17 protein-coding genes, 1 tRNA gene and 1 pseudogene are annotated in these 16723 nt (G+C 71.8%); 11 read left to right on the top strand and 8 right to left on the bottom strand.

The features are described from left to right. Positions 1–438, top strand: a pseudogene (locus tag EJK15_RS25855) (MFS transporter); the annotation flags it as partial. Positions 439–539: 101 nt separating this feature from the next. Here the strand turns inward: EJK15_RS25855 and EJK15_RS25860 are convergent. Then, positions 540–1532 (bottom strand): LacI family DNA-binding transcriptional regulator, encoded by a 993-nt coding sequence (locus tag EJK15_RS25860; RefSeq protein WP_420847086.1) that lies wholly within the window; start codon positions 1530–1532, stop codon positions 540–542. 68 nt (positions 1533–1600) lie between these two features. Here EJK15_RS25860 and EJK15_RS25865 point away from each other — a divergent pair, with 68 nt between their 5' ends. Both EJK15_RS25865 and EJK15_RS25870 read left to right on the top strand, forming a co-directional pair. Continuing rightward, positions 1601–2773: a CynX/NimT family MFS transporter gene (locus EJK15_RS25865; RefSeq protein WP_138713060.1), complete on the top strand. Its 1173-nt coding sequence runs from the start codon at positions 1601–1603 to the stop codon at positions 2771–2773. 15 nt (positions 2774–2788) lie between these two features. Then, positions 2789–3454 (top strand): hypothetical protein, encoded by a 666-nt coding sequence (locus EJK15_RS25870; RefSeq protein ID WP_138713061.1) that lies wholly within the window; start codon positions 2789–2791, stop codon positions 3452–3454. Here EJK15_RS25870 and EJK15_RS25875 read toward each other — a convergent pair. Both EJK15_RS25875 and EJK15_RS25880 read right to left on the bottom strand, forming a co-directional pair. Then, positions 3426–3956, bottom strand: coding sequence for a cysteine dioxygenase (locus EJK15_RS25875; RefSeq protein WP_138713062.1), 531 nt, complete (start codon positions 3954–3956; stop codon positions 3426–3428). The genes EJK15_RS25870 and EJK15_RS25875 overlap by 29 nt on opposite strands. Next, positions 3953–4813 (bottom strand): amidohydrolase, encoded by an 861-nt coding sequence (locus EJK15_RS25880; RefSeq protein ID WP_240777209.1) that lies wholly within the window; start codon positions 4811–4813, stop codon positions 3953–3955. Before EJK15_RS25880 ends, EJK15_RS25875 begins: the two co-directional genes overlap by 4 nt. Before the next feature lie 266 nt (positions 4814–5079). On the opposite strand from EJK15_RS25880, the gene EJK15_RS25885 reads away from it, so the two are divergent. Beyond that, entirely contained in the window at positions 5080–6069 is a 990-nt protein-coding gene (locus EJK15_RS25885; protein WP_138713063.1) for a LacI family DNA-binding transcriptional regulator, read from the top strand. Positions 6070–6135: 66 nt separating this feature from the next. Here the strand turns inward: EJK15_RS25885 and EJK15_RS25890 are convergent, their stop codons facing one another. Continuing rightward, complete coding sequence (locus tag EJK15_RS25890) at positions 6136–7578, bottom strand: aromatic amino acid lyase (RefSeq protein ID WP_138713064.1); 1443 nt, start codon at positions 7576–7578, stop codon at positions 6136–6138. A gap of 6 nt (positions 7579–7584) precedes the next feature. Then, a complete protein-coding gene (locus EJK15_RS25895; protein WP_138713065.1) occupies positions 7585–7965 on the bottom strand; it encodes a phage holin family protein in 381 nt (126 codons plus the stop codon). 135 nt (positions 7966–8100) lie between these two features. On the opposite strand from EJK15_RS25895, the gene EJK15_RS25900 reads away from it, so the two are divergent. After that, positions 8101–8370, top strand: a complete 270-nt coding sequence (locus EJK15_RS25900; RefSeq protein ID WP_138713066.1) for a hypothetical protein — start codon at positions 8101–8103, stop codon at positions 8368–8370. 7 nt (positions 8371–8377) lie between these two features. Here EJK15_RS25900 and EJK15_RS25905 read toward each other — a convergent pair whose 3' ends face one another. Together EJK15_RS25905 and EJK15_RS25910 are read right to left on the bottom strand one after the other, a co-directional pair. Continuing rightward, positions 8378–9109 carry an FAD:protein FMN transferase gene (locus tag EJK15_RS25905; RefSeq protein ID WP_171074535.1) on the bottom strand — a complete coding sequence of 244 codons (732 nt, stop codon included), beginning with the start codon at positions 9107–9109 and terminating at the stop codon, positions 8378–8380. A 147-nt stretch (positions 9110–9256) separates the two neighbouring features. Next, positions 9257–9958 (bottom strand): ferredoxin reductase domain-containing protein, encoded by a 702-nt coding sequence (locus tag EJK15_RS25910; RefSeq protein WP_138713068.1) that lies wholly within the window; start codon positions 9956–9958, stop codon positions 9257–9259. Positions 9959–10103: 145 nt separating this feature from the next. On the opposite strand from EJK15_RS25910, the gene EJK15_RS25915 reads away from it, so the two are divergent. The 3 genes from EJK15_RS25915 to EJK15_RS25925 all read left to right on the top strand — a co-directional run bounded on the left by EJK15_RS25915 (position 10104) and on the right by EJK15_RS25925 (position 11792). Continuing rightward, positions 10104–10496 carry an OsmC family protein gene (locus EJK15_RS25915; RefSeq protein WP_138713069.1) on the top strand — a complete coding sequence of 131 codons (393 nt, stop codon included), beginning with the start codon at positions 10104–10106 and terminating at the stop codon, positions 10494–10496. Positions 10497–10745: 249 nt separating this feature from the next. Continuing rightward, positions 10746–11672 carry a nucleoside hydrolase gene (locus EJK15_RS25920; RefSeq protein WP_138713070.1) on the top strand — a complete coding sequence of 309 codons (927 nt, stop codon included), beginning with the start codon at positions 10746–10748 and terminating at the stop codon, positions 11670–11672. A 43-nt stretch (positions 11673–11715) separates the two neighbouring features. Continuing rightward, positions 11716–11792 (top strand) — tRNA-Lys (locus tag EJK15_RS25925). Between the two features lie 191 nt (positions 11793–11983). Here EJK15_RS25925 and EJK15_RS25930 read toward each other — a convergent pair. After that, positions 11984–13627, bottom strand: a complete 1644-nt coding sequence (locus EJK15_RS25930; RefSeq protein WP_138713071.1) for a urocanate hydratase — start codon at positions 13625–13627, stop codon at positions 11984–11986. Positions 13628–13650: 23 nt separating this feature from the next. On the opposite strand from EJK15_RS25930, the gene EJK15_RS25935 reads away from it, so the two are divergent. The 3 genes from EJK15_RS25935 to EJK15_RS25945 are packed head-to-tail and all read left to right on the top strand — an operon-like array spanning position 13651 to position 16717. After that, a complete protein-coding gene (locus tag EJK15_RS25935) occupies positions 13651–14367 on the top strand; it encodes a GntR family transcriptional regulator (RefSeq protein ID WP_171074536.1) in 717 nt (238 codons plus the stop codon). Then, the gene (locus EJK15_RS25940; protein WP_138713073.1) at positions 14364–15242 is read left to right on the top strand and encodes a 3-hydroxyacyl-CoA dehydrogenase family protein; all 879 of its coding nucleotides are present in this window, start codon (positions 14364–14366) and stop codon (positions 15240–15242) included. Before EJK15_RS25935 ends, EJK15_RS25940 begins: the two co-directional genes overlap by 4 nt. Then, positions 15239–16717, top strand: coding sequence for an aromatic amino acid ammonia-lyase (locus EJK15_RS25945; RefSeq protein ID WP_171074537.1), 1479 nt, complete (start codon positions 15239–15241; stop codon positions 16715–16717). Before EJK15_RS25940 ends, EJK15_RS25945 begins: the two co-directional genes overlap by 4 nt. Positions 16718–16723: the final 6 nt, after the last annotated feature.

The raw sequence follows: 16723 nt of genomic DNA on the forward strand, positions 1-16723 counted from the left end.
GTGCTGGCGGCGGCCGCGGGCGGGATGGCGGTCGGGGAGTTCGCGGTGGGCAGGTTCGCGACGCCCCCGCTGCGGGAGCGGCTGTCGTTGCCGCTGGCGGTGCTGCTGGGGGTGCCCTGGCTGGCGTACGCACTGGAGCCGGGGATCGTGTGGGCCGCCGTGCTGGCCGCGATCGCGACGGCGGGGCTGGCGTACCAGCTGGGGCTGCAGCGGCGGTTCGTGGACGTGGTGCCGGAGGAGGTGCGCGGGCAGGCGTTCGGGCTGCAGTCCGCGGGGCTGATGACGGGGCAGGCCGCCGGTGCGGCGCTGATCGGCGCGCTGGGCGAGGCGATCGAGCCGGGACCCGCGATAGCGGTCGCGGGCGTCGGGGGCATCCTGGTGGCGCTGGCCCTGGCCGGCGTACTGCGCCCGTCGCCCGCGCCTCAGCCGGTCCGCTGACCCGAACGCCCACGCGTGCCCCTGCCGTCATCGCGGCGGGTGGCTGGGCGAAGGGGTGGGTGGTCGGATGACGGGCGGGGTGCGCCCGGCGCATGCGGTGGTCAGGCCGGTGGGGGTGCCTGGAGTTCGCCCGAACCGCGCGGGATGAGCCGGACCGGGAGCTGGATGTGCTCGGGCGGCCCCACGTCGCCACGGAGGCGGCGGAACAGCAGCTCGGCCGCCACCTTCCCCATCCAGGCCGGGTCCTGCGCCACCACGGTCACCCCCGGATCCAGCAGATCGGCCAGCTCGAAGTCGTCGAACCCCACCAGCGCGATCCGCCGCCCCGCCAGCGCCCGCAGCGCCGTCACCGTGTACCTGCCGTTGCCGGTGAACAGCGCCGTCGGCGGCCGGTCCAGCGCGAACATCCGGGCCAGGTCGGCCCGCACCCCATCGAGCGACGGCGGCCGCATGGACACCAGCCGCGGGTCGAACAGCCCTCCGAGCGTCTCGCGGTAGCCGCGGAGCCGCTCGGCCGCGGTGTAGATCGCCGGGTCGTCCCCGAGGAAGGCGATCCGATGGTGGCCGTGGCCGAGCAGGTGGCGGATCGCCTGCTCGGTCCCGCCCGCGTTGTCGGCGAGCACGGTGTCCACGTCGAGCCCCCTCCCCGGCGGCCGGTCCGCGAACACCACCTTCGTACCCTCCTCCAGCTCGGGCCGCAGGTACGTGTGATCGTCCCCGGCGGGCACCACGATCAGCCCGTCCACCCGGCGCGCGCAGAACGTGTCGACCAGCTCCCGCTCCCTGCGGGGCTCCTCCCCGGACGAGCCAGTCAGCAGCAGGCAGTCGTGGGCGATGACCAAGTCCTCCACGGCCCGGCTCAGCCCGGAGTAGAACGGGTCGGCGACGTCCTCGATGACCAGCCCGATCGTGGCCGTCCTGCCCCTGCGCAGCACCCGCGCGCTCTCGTTGGGGCTGTAGCCCAGCCGGTCGATGGCCGCGCGCACCCGTTCGGCGGTGGCCGGGTGGACGCCAGGCTCGCCGTTCACGACGCGCGAGACGGTCTTGAGCGCCACGCCCGCCGCCGTGGCGACGTCCTTCATCGTCGGTCTCACGCCAGGATCATTTCCTACCTGGGCGGGGTAGACAACGTTGTCAGGGCGCTGTGCGAGAGTGGTGCCCTATGTCGTTGCGATCTGCCGTGCTCGTGGCCGGGTTCGTGCTGGCCGCGCTCAACCTCCGCCCGGCCATCGCGGGCGTCTCGCCGCTCCTCGACGAGATCATGAACGACGCGGGGCTCTCGCCCGCGGGCGGCGGCGCGATCACCACGGTCATGGTGATCTGCCTGGGCGTGTTCGGCCCGGTCGCGCCGCTGCTCGCGCGGCGCATCGGCCTCGATCGCACGTTGCTGGCCGGCCTGCTCGTCATCGCCGCCGGCGTGGCGCTGCGCGGCCTCGACGGCGCGCCCGTGCTCTACCTCGGCTCCGCCCTCGCCGCCACCGCGATCGCCGTGATGAACGTCGCCATGCCCGGCGTCGTCAAGCAGCACTTCCCGTCCCGGGTCAACGTGATGACCGGCGTGTACGTCTCCAGCGTCGTGGCCGGCGCCGCCACAGCCTCCGCGGCGATGGTCCCCGTCGAACACGCCACCGGGTACGGCTGGCGCGGCGTCTCGGCCCTGCTCGCCGTGCCCGCGCTGCTGGCCGCGCTGCTCTGGCTGCCGCAGGCCCTGGGCAAGCAGGCCGAGCCGCAGAACGGGCCCAGGCCGTTCGGCATGGTCCTGCGCAGCCGCGTGACCTGGTACATCACCGCGCTGATGGGCCTGCAGTCCCTCACCTTCTACGTCATGCTGGCCTGGCTGCCGACGATCTTCCTCGAGCGCGGCCTGCCCGCCGACCAGGCCGGCTACCTGCTCAGCCTGACGAACCTGATCCAGGTGGCGGCCTCGCTCGCGGTCCCCGTGCTGGCCGGGCGGCGGGAGTCGCAGGTGCCGTACGTGGTCGGGGCCGGCGTGCTGACCGTGCTCGGCTACCTCGGCGTGCTGCTGGCCCCGACGACCGTCCCGTGGCTGTGGATGATCGTGCTCGGGGTCGGCCAGGGCGCCTCGTTCGCGCTCGCGCTGCTCATCATCGCGTTGCGGCCGGCCGACCCCGCCGCGGTGACCGCGCTGTCGGCCGTGGCCCAGTCCGCCGGCTACGTGATCGCGGCGCTCGGGCCGCTGCTGTTCGGCTTCCTCAGGGAGGTCTCCGGCGGCTGGTCGGTGCCCCTGATCGCCGGGCTGGGGGTGCTCGCGCTGCAGATCTTGGCTGGGTGGTTCGCCGGACGCCCTGCTACTTTAGGTAAGGCTAACCTTTAGGGGGAGGGTTCCAGCGTGCTGACCGAGGCGCTCCAGCGCATGGCCGACGGGCGCGGCGGGGTGATCGGGGTCGAGCCCGGCCTCGTCATCGAGCCCGACGAGAGCTGGACGCCGGTCACTGAGCTGGTGCGGGAGCCGTACACACTGCTGGACGGGCTGATCGGCGAGACGGCCGGGCGCTGGAACGCGCCCCGCCACGTCGGCGCGGCGCTGTTCTGGAAGACCTTCAGCTACTGGCACACGCTGCCGATGGCGCTGGGCTGGGCGCTGGACGGGCAGGTGCCGATCATGCGGCCGGCCGACACGTACTTCAAGGTCTCCGAGGCCGGGGTGACGATCGCGGCCACGCGCGTGAGCTGGGCCTCCGGCGCCCGCGCGATCGGCGACGCGCTGGCCGAGGCGCAGCGGCCGCTGGTCGAGGCCATCAGCACCCGCGCCAAGGTGGGCGAGCGCACGCTGTGGGGGTCCACGGCGGAGGCGTTCGCCCATCCGCTGACGGCCATCGTCCCCGGCGACTACATGCGGCTGCTGAAGGAGATCGGCCGGCCCGTCGACGGGCTGGTCGAGCCTGCGGACGACGGCTACTTCCGCAGGACCTGCTGTCTGTGGATCACGCTGCCCGACGTCGAGCCCTGCGGGAGCTGCTGCGTGCTCAGGCCGCAGCGTCGTCCAGCGGCCTGAGCTCGTCGGCGTAGCTCACCGAGACGCGGCGCATGACGCCGGTGTCGTCGATCGAGTACTGGCCGAGCCGCCACAGCGGCGGCGAGTAGGCGTGGATGGAGACGCTGTCGTCGAGCGCGCCGGTCAGCCGGTGGATGTGGTCGGGCCCGAACGAGAACGACTGACCCTCCGGCATCACGGTCTCCAGGTGCTCGCCGCCGATGCGCGGGTTGCACTCCTTGAGCGCGCCCTGGACCACGTGTACCGCCCCTGAGGAGATGTCGTGGTCGTGCCAGCCCGTGTCGTCCTGAGGGCGCCAGCACAGCACCCAGACGTCCACGTACGCGTCGCGGTGCAGCGAGGCGTAATGCCGCCCGCCGTCCTCGGGGAACTCCACCTGGTCGCGCCACTCCTCGGGGCGGGCGGCCAGAGCGTCCACCAGGTCGCGCAGCTCGCGCCGGTCGAGCGTGCGCTCCGGGAGCCGCGCACAGGTGCCCCCGTCCTGGATCTGGTAGGTGCTCATTTGCGAGACTCCTTTCTGCCGAGTAGACGACGGGGGTTGGTGACGCGGATGGCGTGGGTGGCCGCGGCGCCGAGCCCGGGGTCGGGCGCGGTGGCGTAGGGGGCGTCCGAGCCGTTGACGACGACGTCGATGCCCAGCTCGCGGACGATCGCGTCGATCGCGCGCGGGCCGTAGGAGGAGGTCTCCACGAAGGCGTCCCGGTCGACCCGGCCGCGGCCGGTGCCACCCCTGGCCGTCAGGCGTTCGGAGTGCAGCGGCGCCAGGCCCGCCAGCAGCGCGAAGCACACACGCAGCCTCGGGTGCCTGGGTCTGACGACGGCGTGGAAGTAGTGCCAGGCGGCGTGCATCTGCTGCACGTACGGCACGAGCGCCGGCCACCACGGCGGCACGCCCGCGGTCCTCTCCGCCGGTCCCGGGTGCACGAACAGCGGCAGGTCCCGGTCGGTGAGCACCTTCAGCAGCCGGTCGTCGGGCACGGCGGTCGCGGGGATCTGCAGCCCGGCGAGGCCGCGGTCGAGGTCCTTGGCCAGCCGCTCAGGGTCGGGCTCGCTGTGGCAGGTGGCGGCCCAGGCGCCGAACGGCTCGCCCAGCGCCAGCGCGCCGTCGTGGTAGGCGTCGAGCAGCGGCCAGCACTCCTCGGGCGGCAGGAACTCGATGCCCAGCGGGCTCGACAGCGACACCAGCGCCAGCTCCAGGCCGGTGGTGTCGCGGTGCTCATGGTCGGCGGGATCGACCTCGTAGGGCGGCTCGCCGTCGAGGATCAGCGTCCAGCCGTCGAGGTATGGCGGGGAGGTGCGGGCCCGCAGCGCGTCGACGAACGAGCCGGTCCACAGATGCTGATGCACGTCGATGCTCACGATCACACCTCCCTGTATTTCCTACAAGTATTGCAGACAAACTCACTAAGCTGCGAAGCCGTCTCGTGAACCGCTTCAGTGATACGCTTCAGTGAACCGCTTCACCTCTCACTTGTCAACGGCTACCCTGGTGCGGCCAGACCACACCGGCCAGGTGTGTGATGGACGGTTCTGGGACCGATGACATGCCTTCGGGATAGGAAGGCAAGGCCGACAAGTGAGGCGGGAAATCCGTTTCTGTCGGTGCCACGCAATAGGCTGGCGGAATGCCTCGCAAGCGAGCCACGATCCGGGAAGTGGCCCAGGCCACGGGTCTGTCACCAGCGGCCGTCTCCTACGCGCTACGCGGACTGCAGGTGTCCGAGGAGACGATGGAGCGGGTGCGCGCGGCGGCGGCCGAGCTCGGCTACGAGGCCGACCCCATCGCCAGGGCCCTGGCCAGCGGGCGCACCGGCATGATCGGGCTGCTCTGCGGCTCACTCTCGGACCTGTGGCAGCAGTCGCTGGCGGTCGGCATCAGCAGGGGCCTGCGGGAGAAGGACCGCTACGCCCTGATCCTCGACGCGGTGGGCGACCCCGCCAGGGAGCGGGTCCTGGCCCAGCAGTTGCGCGACCAGCGCGTGGACGGCATGATCGTGCAGCCGCTCGACCCGTCGGCCGTGTTCTGGCCGGAGCTGGGCGAGTCGCTGCCGGTGGTCGCGATCGGCGACTCGCTCGCGGGCACGGCCGGTGAGGTGATCTTCGACAACCGGCGCGGGGTGACGCTGGCCCTGGAGCACCTGCGCGACCTGGGGCACCACAGCATCGCCGTCCTCACCTCGACCCAGCCCAGCACGCCCGACCGTCCCGCCGACGTGCACGTCACGGCGGAGGCCGACCGCCTGGGCCTGGACATCGAGGTCGTCACCGCCCCGCACGGCCTGGCGGGGGCCACTTCGGCCGCCCGCGACATCCTCACGGCGCGGAAACCGAGCGCCGTCTTCTGCTTCGCCGACTCCATCGCCTACGGCGTCTACGCGGCGGCCCAGGAGCTTGGGCTGTCGATCCCCGGCGACGTGTCGGTGATGGGCTACGACGACTACCCGATGTCAGGGCTGCTCACGCCGGGGCTGACCACGGTCGACTGGGACATCGACGGGATCGTGCGGGCGGCGGTGCGCCTCATCACGGCCGCGGCCGACGGCGCCACCCGCCGCCGCCGCATCGTCCAGGCCCCGACGCTCAGGGAACGCGGTTCGGTCGCCCAGATCTCCTGACCCGCCGCCGTGCCCACGCCTGGCCATCCGGCCTCTGCGGCGCGCCACCATCCCGTCCTTCCCGGTTCATCGCCTGGCGCCGGCCGTAGCGGCGGGCGGGTCAGCCGGTGGTGGGCTCAGGCGGTCGCCGTTCCGGGTCAGGGTGCGGCGGGCCGCCTCCAGGTCGTCCGTGAGGGGGCGATCCGGTGGCGGGGCGTGGAGGGCCCGGGTGGCGGCGGTGTGCTCGCAGGCCAGGACGATCTCCAAGGGCTCCAGGCAGCGGAGGGCGTGGCGGGCGGCCTGGGTGGCGAAGCCCGCGTGGTCCTCCACGCCGAGCGAGATCACCGCGGTGCCGGTCGTCACCGGGTTCGCCAGGTGGCGGAGCTCGGCCAGGGCGTCCTGGGCCACGTACTCGAGGATCAGGGCTCCCGAGGCGCCGGGATGGCCGGCGAGGAAGCGGTGGCGGCCGGTGTAGGCGGGGTCCATGAGGGTGGCCAGGCGAGCCGTGCTGAGCTGGGCCGTCTGCACGAGCGCGGCGCGCAGCGCGTCCAGCGCCAGGGCCACGGGGGCGGAGTGGAAGTTTCCGTTGTGCCAGGCCAGGGAGCCGGAGATGAGGGGGTTCTCGGCCGCGGCGTTGAGGTCGATCTCGACCGTGGCGGCCGCCCGGTCGAGGGCCTCCACGGCGGCGCCGTGCACTTGGGCGAAGGCGCGGAAGCCGTACGGGTCCTGGATCCGGGTGGCCTGTTCCCTGGCGAGCAGGCCGCGCAGGCGTGCTGCGACGGCGGTCTGGCCGGAGTGGGGACGGGCCTCCTGTACGGCGGCGGCCAGCGGTTCGGCCGAGGCGCCGACGGCGGTGAACGACACGGCGGCCACGTCGATGGCGACCTCGAACAGGAGCCGGAGGTGGTGGCAGGCGATCGCGGCGTCGGCCAGCGTGGCGGCCCCCGAGCTGATGAACGGCAGCGCGTCGCTCGACGCGAGCGGGAAGCGGGGAGCCGGGGCCGGCGGCTCGGGGTGAGGGTGAGCCGGGGCCTGCGGCTCGGGATGGCGGGGAGCCCGGGCCGGCGGCTCGCCGTGGTGCCAGGGGAGCTCGCCGAGCAGGCATAGGGCGGTAGTGGCCAGGGCGGCGAGGTCGCCGGTGCCGATGGCGCCGTACGTGCGGAGCGGCGGTGTGAAGCCGTGGTTGACGGCGTCGGCCAGCACCGGCAGCACGGCCGGGTCGATGCCGGAGCCGCCCGCGAGCAACTGGTTGAGCCGGACCACGAGCATCGCCCTGGCGCGGGCCGGTTCGATCGGCGGGCCGGCGCCGCACGCGTGGCTGCGCAGCAGGTCGAGGCCCGGGGCTTCGAGCGTGACGTCCTTGGCGGCGCCGACGCCGGTGCTGCGGCCGTACACGGGCCCGGTCAGCTCTTGAGCGGTGACCCACGCGGCCCGAGCCCGATCCAGGGAGGCGATCGTGACCCGGGCCCCGTCGTACGCGGCCTCGTGGACCTGCGCGCATGTCAGGCCGGCACCGTCGAGCAGCACCACGGAAGGTCAGTCTTTGTCGGGGATGAACAGACCCAGCAGCCAGCTCACCACGCTGACGATGATCGCGCCCCAGAACGCGGCCGGATAGAAGCTGTCGACGTGGAAGGGGATGTCCAGCTCTCCCGCGATCCAACTGGTCAGCAGCAGCATGAGCGCGTTGATCACGAGCAGGAACAGGCCCAGCGTCAAGGCGATGATCGCGCACCCGAGCGCCTTCACGATCGGCTTGACGATGGCGTTCACGATGCCGAAGATCAGCGCCACGAGAAGCAGGACGCCCCAGTATTTGGCCGAGTTGGACGGGGCATTGACGTCAATGCCATCGATGAACTGGACGGCGACCCAGAGGGCCACTGCCGCCGCGATGGTTCTGATGATGAATCTCACGCTGGTTGATCCTCCCACTTCAGATCAGCGCCGCGATAGAGGCGCAGCGGAACGATGCCCGGCCTTCACTGTTCGTAGTCGCCGGTTATCGGCGCCCGAACGCGGGGAAGAGGCGTGCAGGGGGGAGGGAGCGAGATGGACGCGAACGGGCTCGAGTCGTTGCCGGCCAACGAGTTGCACGATCGCGCGGTGCGGTACGCCGTGCGCCATGGCGACCTGGGATTCCTGTGGGAGCTGCTGAAGGTGATCCCGGCCGCCGAGGCGGCCAGCGGTCATGAGACCACCGCCGACCTCACCAAGGTGTCCGCGCTGCTCAGCGACGCCATCGCGGCCGGGGAGGGGGAGTTGGGCGAGGCGCTGCGCCCGGTCTACATCGAGTATCTGCGCAAGCACCCCGACGCCTAGCCCACGCCTAGCCCGCCAGCCGGGCCTCCGCGCCGCTGTACTCGGCCAAGCCGGGCGTGCTCACCTCCTGGCCGTCGCGGCCGACGATCATGGTCTGGTACGGGCTCGACGCCGCCAGATCGGCGGCGTAGCGCCGGGCCAGGATCGGGCCCATGGCGTAGATCGCGGTGGCGTACGCGTCGGCCAGTCCGAGGTCGGGGCCGATCACGGTGACGAAACCGAGCCCCTGCTGGACCTCACCCGTGCGCGGATTGACGATGGGCGCGCCGCCCGAGGTGGCGATGCCCAGGTCGTTGGCGAAGACGACCTTGCGGACCACGTCCTTGCGCGGGTCGCGGATGCCGACGCGCCAGCGCTTGCCCGGGGCGGCCGAGCCGCGTACCCGGACGTCGTTGCCCGCGGTGATGCGGTGGTCGCCCGCGCCCGCGTTGGACAGGGCGCGGGACAGGCGCTCCAGCGCCCAGCCCTTGATATAGCCGGACGGATCGATCACGCCGTTGATGCGGGCCTCGAACCAGCCGCCGGTGGCCTCGCTGAGTTCGTCGCAGCGGTGCAGGACCTCGATGAGCTCCGGGATCTGCCGGATTGTCCGGCTCCGGTTGAGCCGGCCGATCTGGCTGTCCTCCTTGACCGGGCTGAAGGTGTCATCCACCCACCTCAGCCAGGAGAATGCGTCATCCAGCAGGGGCGTCAGCTCACGGGCGGGGAGAGCCGTGCGGATGTCCACGCTGACCGGCATGCCCATGATCATTTCGGCACGACGCGTTCCAGGGAAAAGACGCGTTCCAGGGAAAAGACGCGTTCCAGGGAAAAGGGCGGTTCTGGGGAAAGTCGTCACCTTGCCTCCTTGTCGAGCCCACCGTTCCAGAAGGCGCATAATGTCAGGCTAAACATCTTGCCCAGATTTGAAATGAATCTGTGACTTTGGGATGGCAAGGCGTGACAGGGCGCCACCGACGTACCGCTTGAACTGCCGCGGACCGGCCACCACTACGTCGCGCTCGGCGATGTCGGGAATCTCGCGGCTCAGACCTGAGGCGCTCAGCCGCTCCTTGGCCCTCGGGTCGTGCTCCTTGCCCACGACGAGGATGAGCCCGTGTCTGGCCTCCAGGTCGCGGAGCTCGTCGGTGGGGTGCTCGGTCCGGTAGACCGCCACGGTGTCCGGGGCGCCGGCCAGGCGCGTGCGCAGGGAGGCCGGGTCCAGGCCGGTGGCGATCAGCAGGGAGCCCTTGGTCGTGTGGGGAACCCGGTGGCTCCAGACCGCCATCACGGCCGCCATCGTGTAGAGGATGAGCGCGCCCACGCGGCTGAGGTCCGTGACGTACGCCGTCGAGGTGAACTGATGGGCCACCAGCAGCGCGCCCGCCAGGTAGCCCCCGAGCCGCAACCGCTGCCTGGCCTCTTCGGTGCGCAGATAGCCGGCGGCCTTGACGCTGAGGAAGCCGAGTGCGACGAGCAGCGCCGCGGCGGCGTACGCGGTTGGGGTCCACGGGTAGCCGAAACCCGGCTGGATCGCGCCGAACTCGGCTACCGCGACACCGCACCAGAACAGGACGGGACCGTGATGAGCTTTGACCTCGCTAGCCATGTCACTCACGTTCCTGAACGAACATTAAAGGTTTCTGAGTGATGCTGAGGAATCTGGTTAATGTGGCCGGCGCCGGCGGACTTCACCGGTCACGGCAGTGGGGCCGCAGGTTCATGAGCAAGGCCTGGTCGGTAAAGTCCCCATCATGGCTAACGTGCGTGTTGAGCGGACTGAAGACGGCGGATTCCGGGCCACGAACGCCCGTGGCGCCGAGGTGCGGATCGGCGACGGCAAGGAGGACGGGGTGTTCACCCCGGTGGAGCTGCTGCTGGCCGCGCTGGGTGGCTGCAACATCGTGACCGTCGAGCCGCTCACCGCCAAGCGCGGTCACCGGCTGGTCCGGCTGGCCATGACCGTCGGGTCGGAGAAGGTCGAGCCGAACAAGCTGGGTCCGGTGACGATCACCTACGACGTGGAGCTGCCGTCGGAGCAGGCCGGGGAGGTGTTCCGCGCGGTGGCCGGGCGGGTCCACGAGAAGTACTGCACGGTGGGCAGGTCCCTGGAGGAGGGCACGAAGGTTCGGTTGGAGCTTCCGTAGTCGGATTAAACAGATATTCGACCCCGTTATGACGCGACCGTTGCATTCGTCTCGGTAGCGTTGTAGCAGGTCAGGAGCACTGCGACTGACCAACGGCTTTCACCGAAGCGGACGCGGAGGGGGACCGCGGGCCGCTAGTGCGGGACCGCCGACGTTTTTGGGGGAAATCGTCGGCCTGGACCGCCGCCGATCGGGCCGGGCAGCTTTGGGGGAACTGCCCGGCCCGATCCATGCGTATCCTCCGGTTTTGTGAAGAAGATTCTCCTTGACTGTGACCCCGGCATCGACGACGCGCTCGCCCTGGCTCTGGCCGCCGGATCCGCAGACGCCCTGGAGGTGGCAGGGATCACCACGGTGGGCGGAAACGTCGATCTCTCACTGACCACGGCCAACGCGCTGGCGCTCAGGGAGTTCCTGGAGTTCGGGGACGTCCCGGTCACGCCGGGCAGCGCGGGCGCGCTGCTGCGGCACACGGTGCGGGCCACCCACGTGCACGGGGCCACCGGGCTCGGCGCCGTGGTGCTGCCCGCGCCGGAGCGGGGGCCGTCCGAGGGGCACGCGGTCGACTTCATCGTGGAGACGTTGCGGGCCGCCCCCGGCGAGATCACGCTGGTGGCCGTGGGGCCGCTGACGAACATCGCCCTCGCCGTACGCCGGGAGCCCCGCGTCGTCGAGTGGGCCCGCGACCTGGTCATCATGGGCGGCTCCTACACACGCGGCAACCACAACCCGGCCGCCGAGTTCAACATGCTGGCCGACCCGGAGGCGGCGGCGATCGTCTTCGAGGCCGGGTGGACGGTCAAGATGATGGGCCTCGACGTGACGCTGACCGCCATGGTGACCTCGGACGTGCTGGACCGGATGTGGCCGCTCGGCCGGCTGGCGGAGCTGCTGGTGCCGGCCGCGCAGTCGTACGGGGTGGTGACGGCCGAGAGCGGGCCGGCCATCCACGACGCGTGCGCGGTGGCGTACGTGCTCGACCCTTCGCTGTTCACCTGCGTTCCGGCCGTGGTGAACGTGGAGACGGCCGGGCTGTACACGCGGGGGATGACGGTGACCGACTTCAAGGTCGGCGACCGGCGGGCGAACGCGCTCGTGGCGACCTCGCTGGACGTGAAGCGGTTCTGGGATCTGGTGCTGGGGGCCTACGAGAGGCTGGCCGCCCGGCTCGGCTGATGTGCGTGGGCAGTGCTCGGCGGCTGATACAGTTACACCTGTTGCGCCGCTAGCTCAGTTGGTTAGAGCAGCTGACTCTTAATCAGCGGGTCCGGGGTTCGAGTCCCTGGCGGCGCACCATTCCAGGTCCCTGACCAGGTGAAACCGTCTAGTTCGCTAGGCGGTTTTGCTGTTTCCGGGGTAGGAATCAACGTTTCGTCAACATACGGCGGGGCGTCAACGTCTTCAGCGATGGCCGCCCGCGACCGGCTCGGCCGGGTCGCGAGCAGGCGCTTGCCGCGTCGGCGACCGGAATAGGTGGAATTTGCCGGTTACGGCTGTCTCGGGAGGGTGAGGCCGTGCTTGCGGGCCTGGCTCAGCGCCTCCTCGTAGCCGGCGTCGGCGTAGCGGGCGACGCCGAGAGCGGGGTCCGCCCAGAAGACGCGGCCTATCTTGCGGTCGGCCAGCGCGCTGCCGTCGGCGACGACCACCTGGCCGCTGTGGACGCTGCGGCCGACGCCGACGCCGCCGCCGTTGCCGACGGCCACCCAGGTCGCGCCCTGGGCGGTGTTGAGCAGGGCGCTGAGGATCGGCCAGTCGGCGATGGCGTCGCTGCCGTCGCGCATGCTTTCCGTCTCTCTGGTCGGTGAGGCGACCGAGGCAGGGTCCATGTGGTCGCGGCCCAGCGCGAGTGGGCCGATCTCGCCCCGCCGTACCAGGTCGTTGAGGTGCAGGCCGACGGCGTGGCGTTCGCCGAGGCCGAGCCAGCAGATGCGCGCGGGCAGCCCCTGCGGGGTGACACGCTTCCTGGCCAGCGCGAACCACCGTTCCAGGCCAGGTGTCCCCGCCACCTCCAGGACGGCTTCCTCGCTGCGCCGCAAATCGGCGGGGTCGCCGCTGAGGCAGATCCAGCGGTAGGGGCCGACGCCCCTGGCCAGGATCGGCCTGACGTACTCGGCCACGAAGCCGGGGATCTCGGCGGCCCCTTCCGCACCGGCGGCGACCGCCTGGGCACGCAGGTTGTTGCCGTACTCGAAGACGATCGTGCCCCGCTCGCGTAGCGCCAGCAACGCGACGGCGTGCGCTTTCAGCGTGGCCTGTACGGCGGAGCGGTAGGCGGGAGAGGAGGGGTCCGCTGCCCGTGCCTGTTCGACGTCGTAGCCGAGCGGGATGTAGCCGCGGTCCAGGTCGTGCGCGGCGGTCTGGTCGGTGGCGACGTCGACGGCGATCCCGTCGGCCACCATCCTGGGCAGGACGTCGGCGATGTTGCCGACCAGGGCGATGGCGGCCGGGTCTGCGGACCCGGTGAGGTCGGCCACCGCGGCGGCGTAGTCGGGGGCGATGCGGTCGACCCAGCCGGCCGCGAGCCGCCGCTCCACCCGGTCGCGGTCGACGTCGACCAGGAGCGCCCGCCCGCCGAGGTTGGCGATGGCCAGGCCCTGGGCGCCGCCCATCCCACCGAGTCCTGCGGTGACCACGCGGCGCCCGGTGAGCGTGCCGTCGAAGTGACGGCGGGCGATCGCCGCGAGGGTTTCGTGGGTGAAGCCGAGGACGCCCTGGGTGCCGATGTAGAACCAGGACGCCGCGGTCATCTGGCCGTACATGGTCAGCCCGGCCTCCTCCAGGCGGCGGAACTCCTCTGCCCCTGACCAGGCGGGGACGACCATCCCGGTGGAGATCAGGACGCGCGGCGCGTCCGGGTGGGTCGGCAGGACCAGGACCGGCCTGCCGGACTGGATGACGAGCGTCTCGTCGGAGCCGAGGCGTTCCAGGGCGGCGACGATCGCGTCGACATCGGCCCACGAGCGGGCTGCCCGCCCCCGCCCGCCGTACACGACCAGCTGGGCGGAGTCCTCGGCCACCGCCGGGTCGAGCGTGTTGAGCAGGCAGCGCAGCACCCCCTCCTGTTCCCAGCCCTTGCAACGCAGAATGTCGCCTCGGGGTGCCGGCTCCCCCACCCTCTTGATTGCATCCATGGATGCAAAGTAGTCTCCCGGCCATGATTGCGGAACCCCCGGAGCAGCCTCCCGTGCACGCCAGGGCGCTGGCCGACGAGATCGCCTTCCGGCTGCGGGCCGAGATCCTCGACGGCAAGCTGCCGCGCGGGGCGCGTCTCCAGCACGAGGAGCTCGCGGCCAGGTTCGGCGTCAGCCGTACCCCGATCAGAGAGGCGCTCCGCCAGCTCAAGGCGATGAACCTGGTGGTGGTGGCGCCCAACAGGGGCGCCACGGTGCGCGTGCCGTCCAGGACCGAGGTGACCGACGTGTACGAGCTGCGCGCCGACCTGGAGGGGCTCGCCTGCGAGCTGGCCTGCGCCCGCGCCGGCGAGGAGGACCTGGCCGAGCTCGATCGGGCGCAGTCCCGGCTGACCGAGGTGGTCGCCGCTGCCGAGCAGCTCGGCGAGGCGGAGCTGGACGCGGCCTTCGCCACCTGGAACACGGCCTTCCACCACTGCGTGCACCGGGCGTCGGGCAACCGCCGCCTGGTGGAGACCATCGAGCAGCTGCGGGCGTTCTTTCCCCGCGACTCCGTCTGGCGAGCGCTGGCCCATGATCAGGCGGCGATGACGACGATGAACGTCACCGAGCACGAGACGATCGCCGCGGCGCTCCGCGCACGCGACGCGAAGCTCGCCCGCAGCGCGATGCGCGATCATGTCCACGACGCGGGCGAGATCCTCCTCGCCTACCTCGACAGCCAGCGGTTCTGGCGATGAGAGCGCTCGTCGTCGGCGGCGGCACCATGGCCGCGGGGATCGCCGCCTGCCTGGCGGCGGCCGGCATCGACACCGTGGTCCAGGTCAGGCGGGCCTCGGTGGTGGACGAGGTCCGCGCCGAGATCGCCCGCAGGGGCGCCGGACGGCCGGTCTCCGTGGTGGCTGGGGAACCAAGCGGTCCGTTCACACTCGCGGTGGAGTCGATCGCCGAGGACGCCAGGGCCAAGCGCGATGTGCTCGCACGCGCCGAGGCGCTCCTGGCCGAGGACGGGATCGTGACGACCAACACCTCCTCGCTGCGCCTGGCCGACCTGGCAGGCGGGCTGGCCCGCCCTGAACGGTTCGCCGGCTGGCACTGGTTCAATCCCGCCGAGCTCGTCCCGCTGGTGGAGGTGGTCGGGGGGCCGCAGACCCCGCCGGAGACGCTGGAGCGCCTCACGGCGCTGTCCGAGCGGATCGGCAAGCGGCCGGTGACGGTACGGCGGGACGTGCCGGGGTTCATCGCCAATCGGCTGCAGTACGCGCTGCTGCGGGAGGCGTACGCGCTGGTCGAGGCGGGGGTCTGCGACGTCGCCGACGTCGATCGGGCCGTCGTCGACGGTCTCGGGTCCAGGTGGGCGGCGATCGGGCCGTTCGCCACCATGGACGCGGCGGGGCTGGATGTCCACGAGGCCGTCGTCGAGCAACTGTTTCCCGTGCTTTCCCGGCAGACGGACGTCCCTGACCTGCTGCGGCAGGCCCGTGAACGAGGCGAGACCGGGATGAAGGGCGGAGCCGGACTCCGCGGCACATATGGGCCGGACGCGGTGCGGGAGCTCGCCCGCCGCCGCGACGCGATCCTCGCCCTGCTCAACGAGAAGGGGGGATCCCGGTGACCGAAGCTCCGCTGGTGCTGGGGGACGGGCCGCTGCGGCCGGAGGACGTGGTGTCCGTCGCCTACGGCAGGCGGATCGTGCTCGGTCAGGCGGCGAGGGAGCGGATGCTGGCCTCGCGCGCCGTACTGGAGGGTGCCCTCGCGCGCGGCGACGCGGTCTACGGGCTGACCACCGGCGTCGGGGCAATCAAGACCGTCCCTGTCGCCCCGGAGGCGCAGGCGGAGTTCCAGGTCAGGCTGTTGCGCGCGCACCGAGTCGGACACGGCGAGCTAGCGCCGCCCCCGTTCGTGCGGGCCGTGATGGCGGTCCGCGCCGCGGGCCTGGCCGTCGGCGTGGCGGGTGTGCGGCCGGACCTGGCCGAGGCGTTCTGCGCGGCGCTGGACACCCCGGTGGCACCCCGCGTCCACCAGCTCGGGTCGATCGGCCAGGCCGATCTCAGCCAGCTGGCCGAGATCGGCCTGGCCCTCATCGGCTACGGCGAGGACGGTGCCGCGCTGGCCGCCGCGGGTTACTCGCCGATCGTGCTCGGCCCGCGCGAGGCGCACGCCATCGTCTGCGCCAACTCCTTCTCCGTCGGCGTCGCGTGCCTGGCTCTGCATCGCGCCGATCTGGCGCTGCGCGCACTGGATGTGTCCGCCGCCACCTCCCTGGAGGCGCTCTGCGGCAACGTCGACGCCCTTCACCCCGCGGTCGCCGCCGTCCGCCCGCACCGAGGGGTGGCCGAGACCGTCGAACGCCTGCACAAGCTGCTGCGCGGTGGCGGGCTGCTGACCGGAGCCCGCCGCCCGCGGATGCTCCAAGATCCGCTGGCATTCAAGGTGGTGCCGCAGACCCACGCCGCCGCGCGGGCCGCACTCGCGCACTGCCGCGACAACCTCGAAGTCGAGCTCGCCTCCTCCGGCGACAGCCCCATCGTCCTGGCCGAGGAGAACCGGGCCATCTCTACTGGCAACCATGACATCACCCCGGTGGCCATCGGCTTGGACTACGCGCGGCTCGGTCTCGCCCAAGCGGTCACGATCGCGGGTGAGCGCGTGCAGAAGCTGCTCGACGGCTCCTTCACCGGGCTGACCACCGGGCTGCGGCCGGACCCCGATTCTCCCGACGACGGCCTGGCGATCGTCGCCAATGGTGCCGCCAGCCTGGCCGCGGAGATCCGGCTGCTTGCCCAGCCGGTCACCCTCGAACAGCCGACCAGCGGCATCGCCGCCGGCATCGAAGACCGCATCACCAACGCGCCCACCGGCGCGCGCCGCCTGCACGACATGGCGGGCCTGGCCATACGGCTCGCCGCCGTCGAACTGATCTGCGCCGCCCAGGCCATCGATCTGCGCGGCATCACCGGTGAGCTCGGCGAGGGAACGCTGCGGGCCTATCAGGCCACCCGCGAGTCGATCCCGTTCACCACACCGGAGGCCGCCGACGGCGACCTCGACGCGCTCCAAACCTGGCTCACGAGCGATGACCTGCCCTGATACGAC

This window comes from Nonomuraea basaltis, from assembly GCF_005893125.1.
In the GTDB taxonomy this organism is placed as follows: Bacteria; Actinomycetota; Actinomycetes; order Streptosporangiales; family Streptosporangiaceae; genus Nonomuraea; species Nonomuraea basaltis.

What these genes read in the sequence shown, in the direction of transcription:
- EJK15_RS25865 (WP_138713060.1), top strand. Translation starts at nt 1,601, where the DNA reads ATGTCGTTGCGATCTGCCGTGCTCGTGGCCGGGTTCGTGCTGGCCGCG.
- EJK15_RS25875 (WP_138713062.1), bottom strand. Translation starts at nt 3,956, where the DNA reads ATGAGCACCTACCAGATCCAGGACGGGGGCACCTGTGCGCGGCTCCCG.
- EJK15_RS25885 (WP_138713063.1), top strand. Translation starts at nt 5,080, where the DNA reads ATGCCTCGCAAGCGAGCCACGATCCGGGAAGTGGCCCAGGCCACGGGT.
- EJK15_RS25940 (WP_138713073.1), top strand. Translation starts at nt 14,364, where the DNA reads ATGAGAGCGCTCGTCGTCGGCGGCGGCACCATGGCCGCGGGGATCGCC.
- EJK15_RS25910 (WP_138713068.1), bottom strand. Translation starts at nt 9,958, where the DNA reads ATGGCTAGCGAGGTCAAAGCTCATCACGGTCCCGTCCTGTTCTGGTGC.
- EJK15_RS25930 (WP_138713071.1), bottom strand. Translation starts at nt 13,627, where the DNA reads ATGGATGCAATCAAGAGGGTGGGGGAGCCGGCACCCCGAGGCGACATT.
- EJK15_RS25905 (WP_171074535.1), bottom strand. Translation starts at nt 9,109, where the DNA reads ATGCCGGTCAGCGTGGACATCCGCACGGCTCTCCCCGCCCGTGAGCTG.
- EJK15_RS25900 (WP_138713066.1), top strand. Translation starts at nt 8,101, where the DNA reads ATGGACGCGAACGGGCTCGAGTCGTTGCCGGCCAACGAGTTGCACGAT.
- EJK15_RS25935 (WP_171074536.1), top strand. Translation starts at nt 13,651, where the DNA reads ATGATTGCGGAACCCCCGGAGCAGCCTCCCGTGCACGCCAGGGCGCTG.
- EJK15_RS25915 (WP_138713069.1), top strand. Translation starts at nt 10,104, where the DNA reads ATGGCTAACGTGCGTGTTGAGCGGACTGAAGACGGCGGATTCCGGGCC.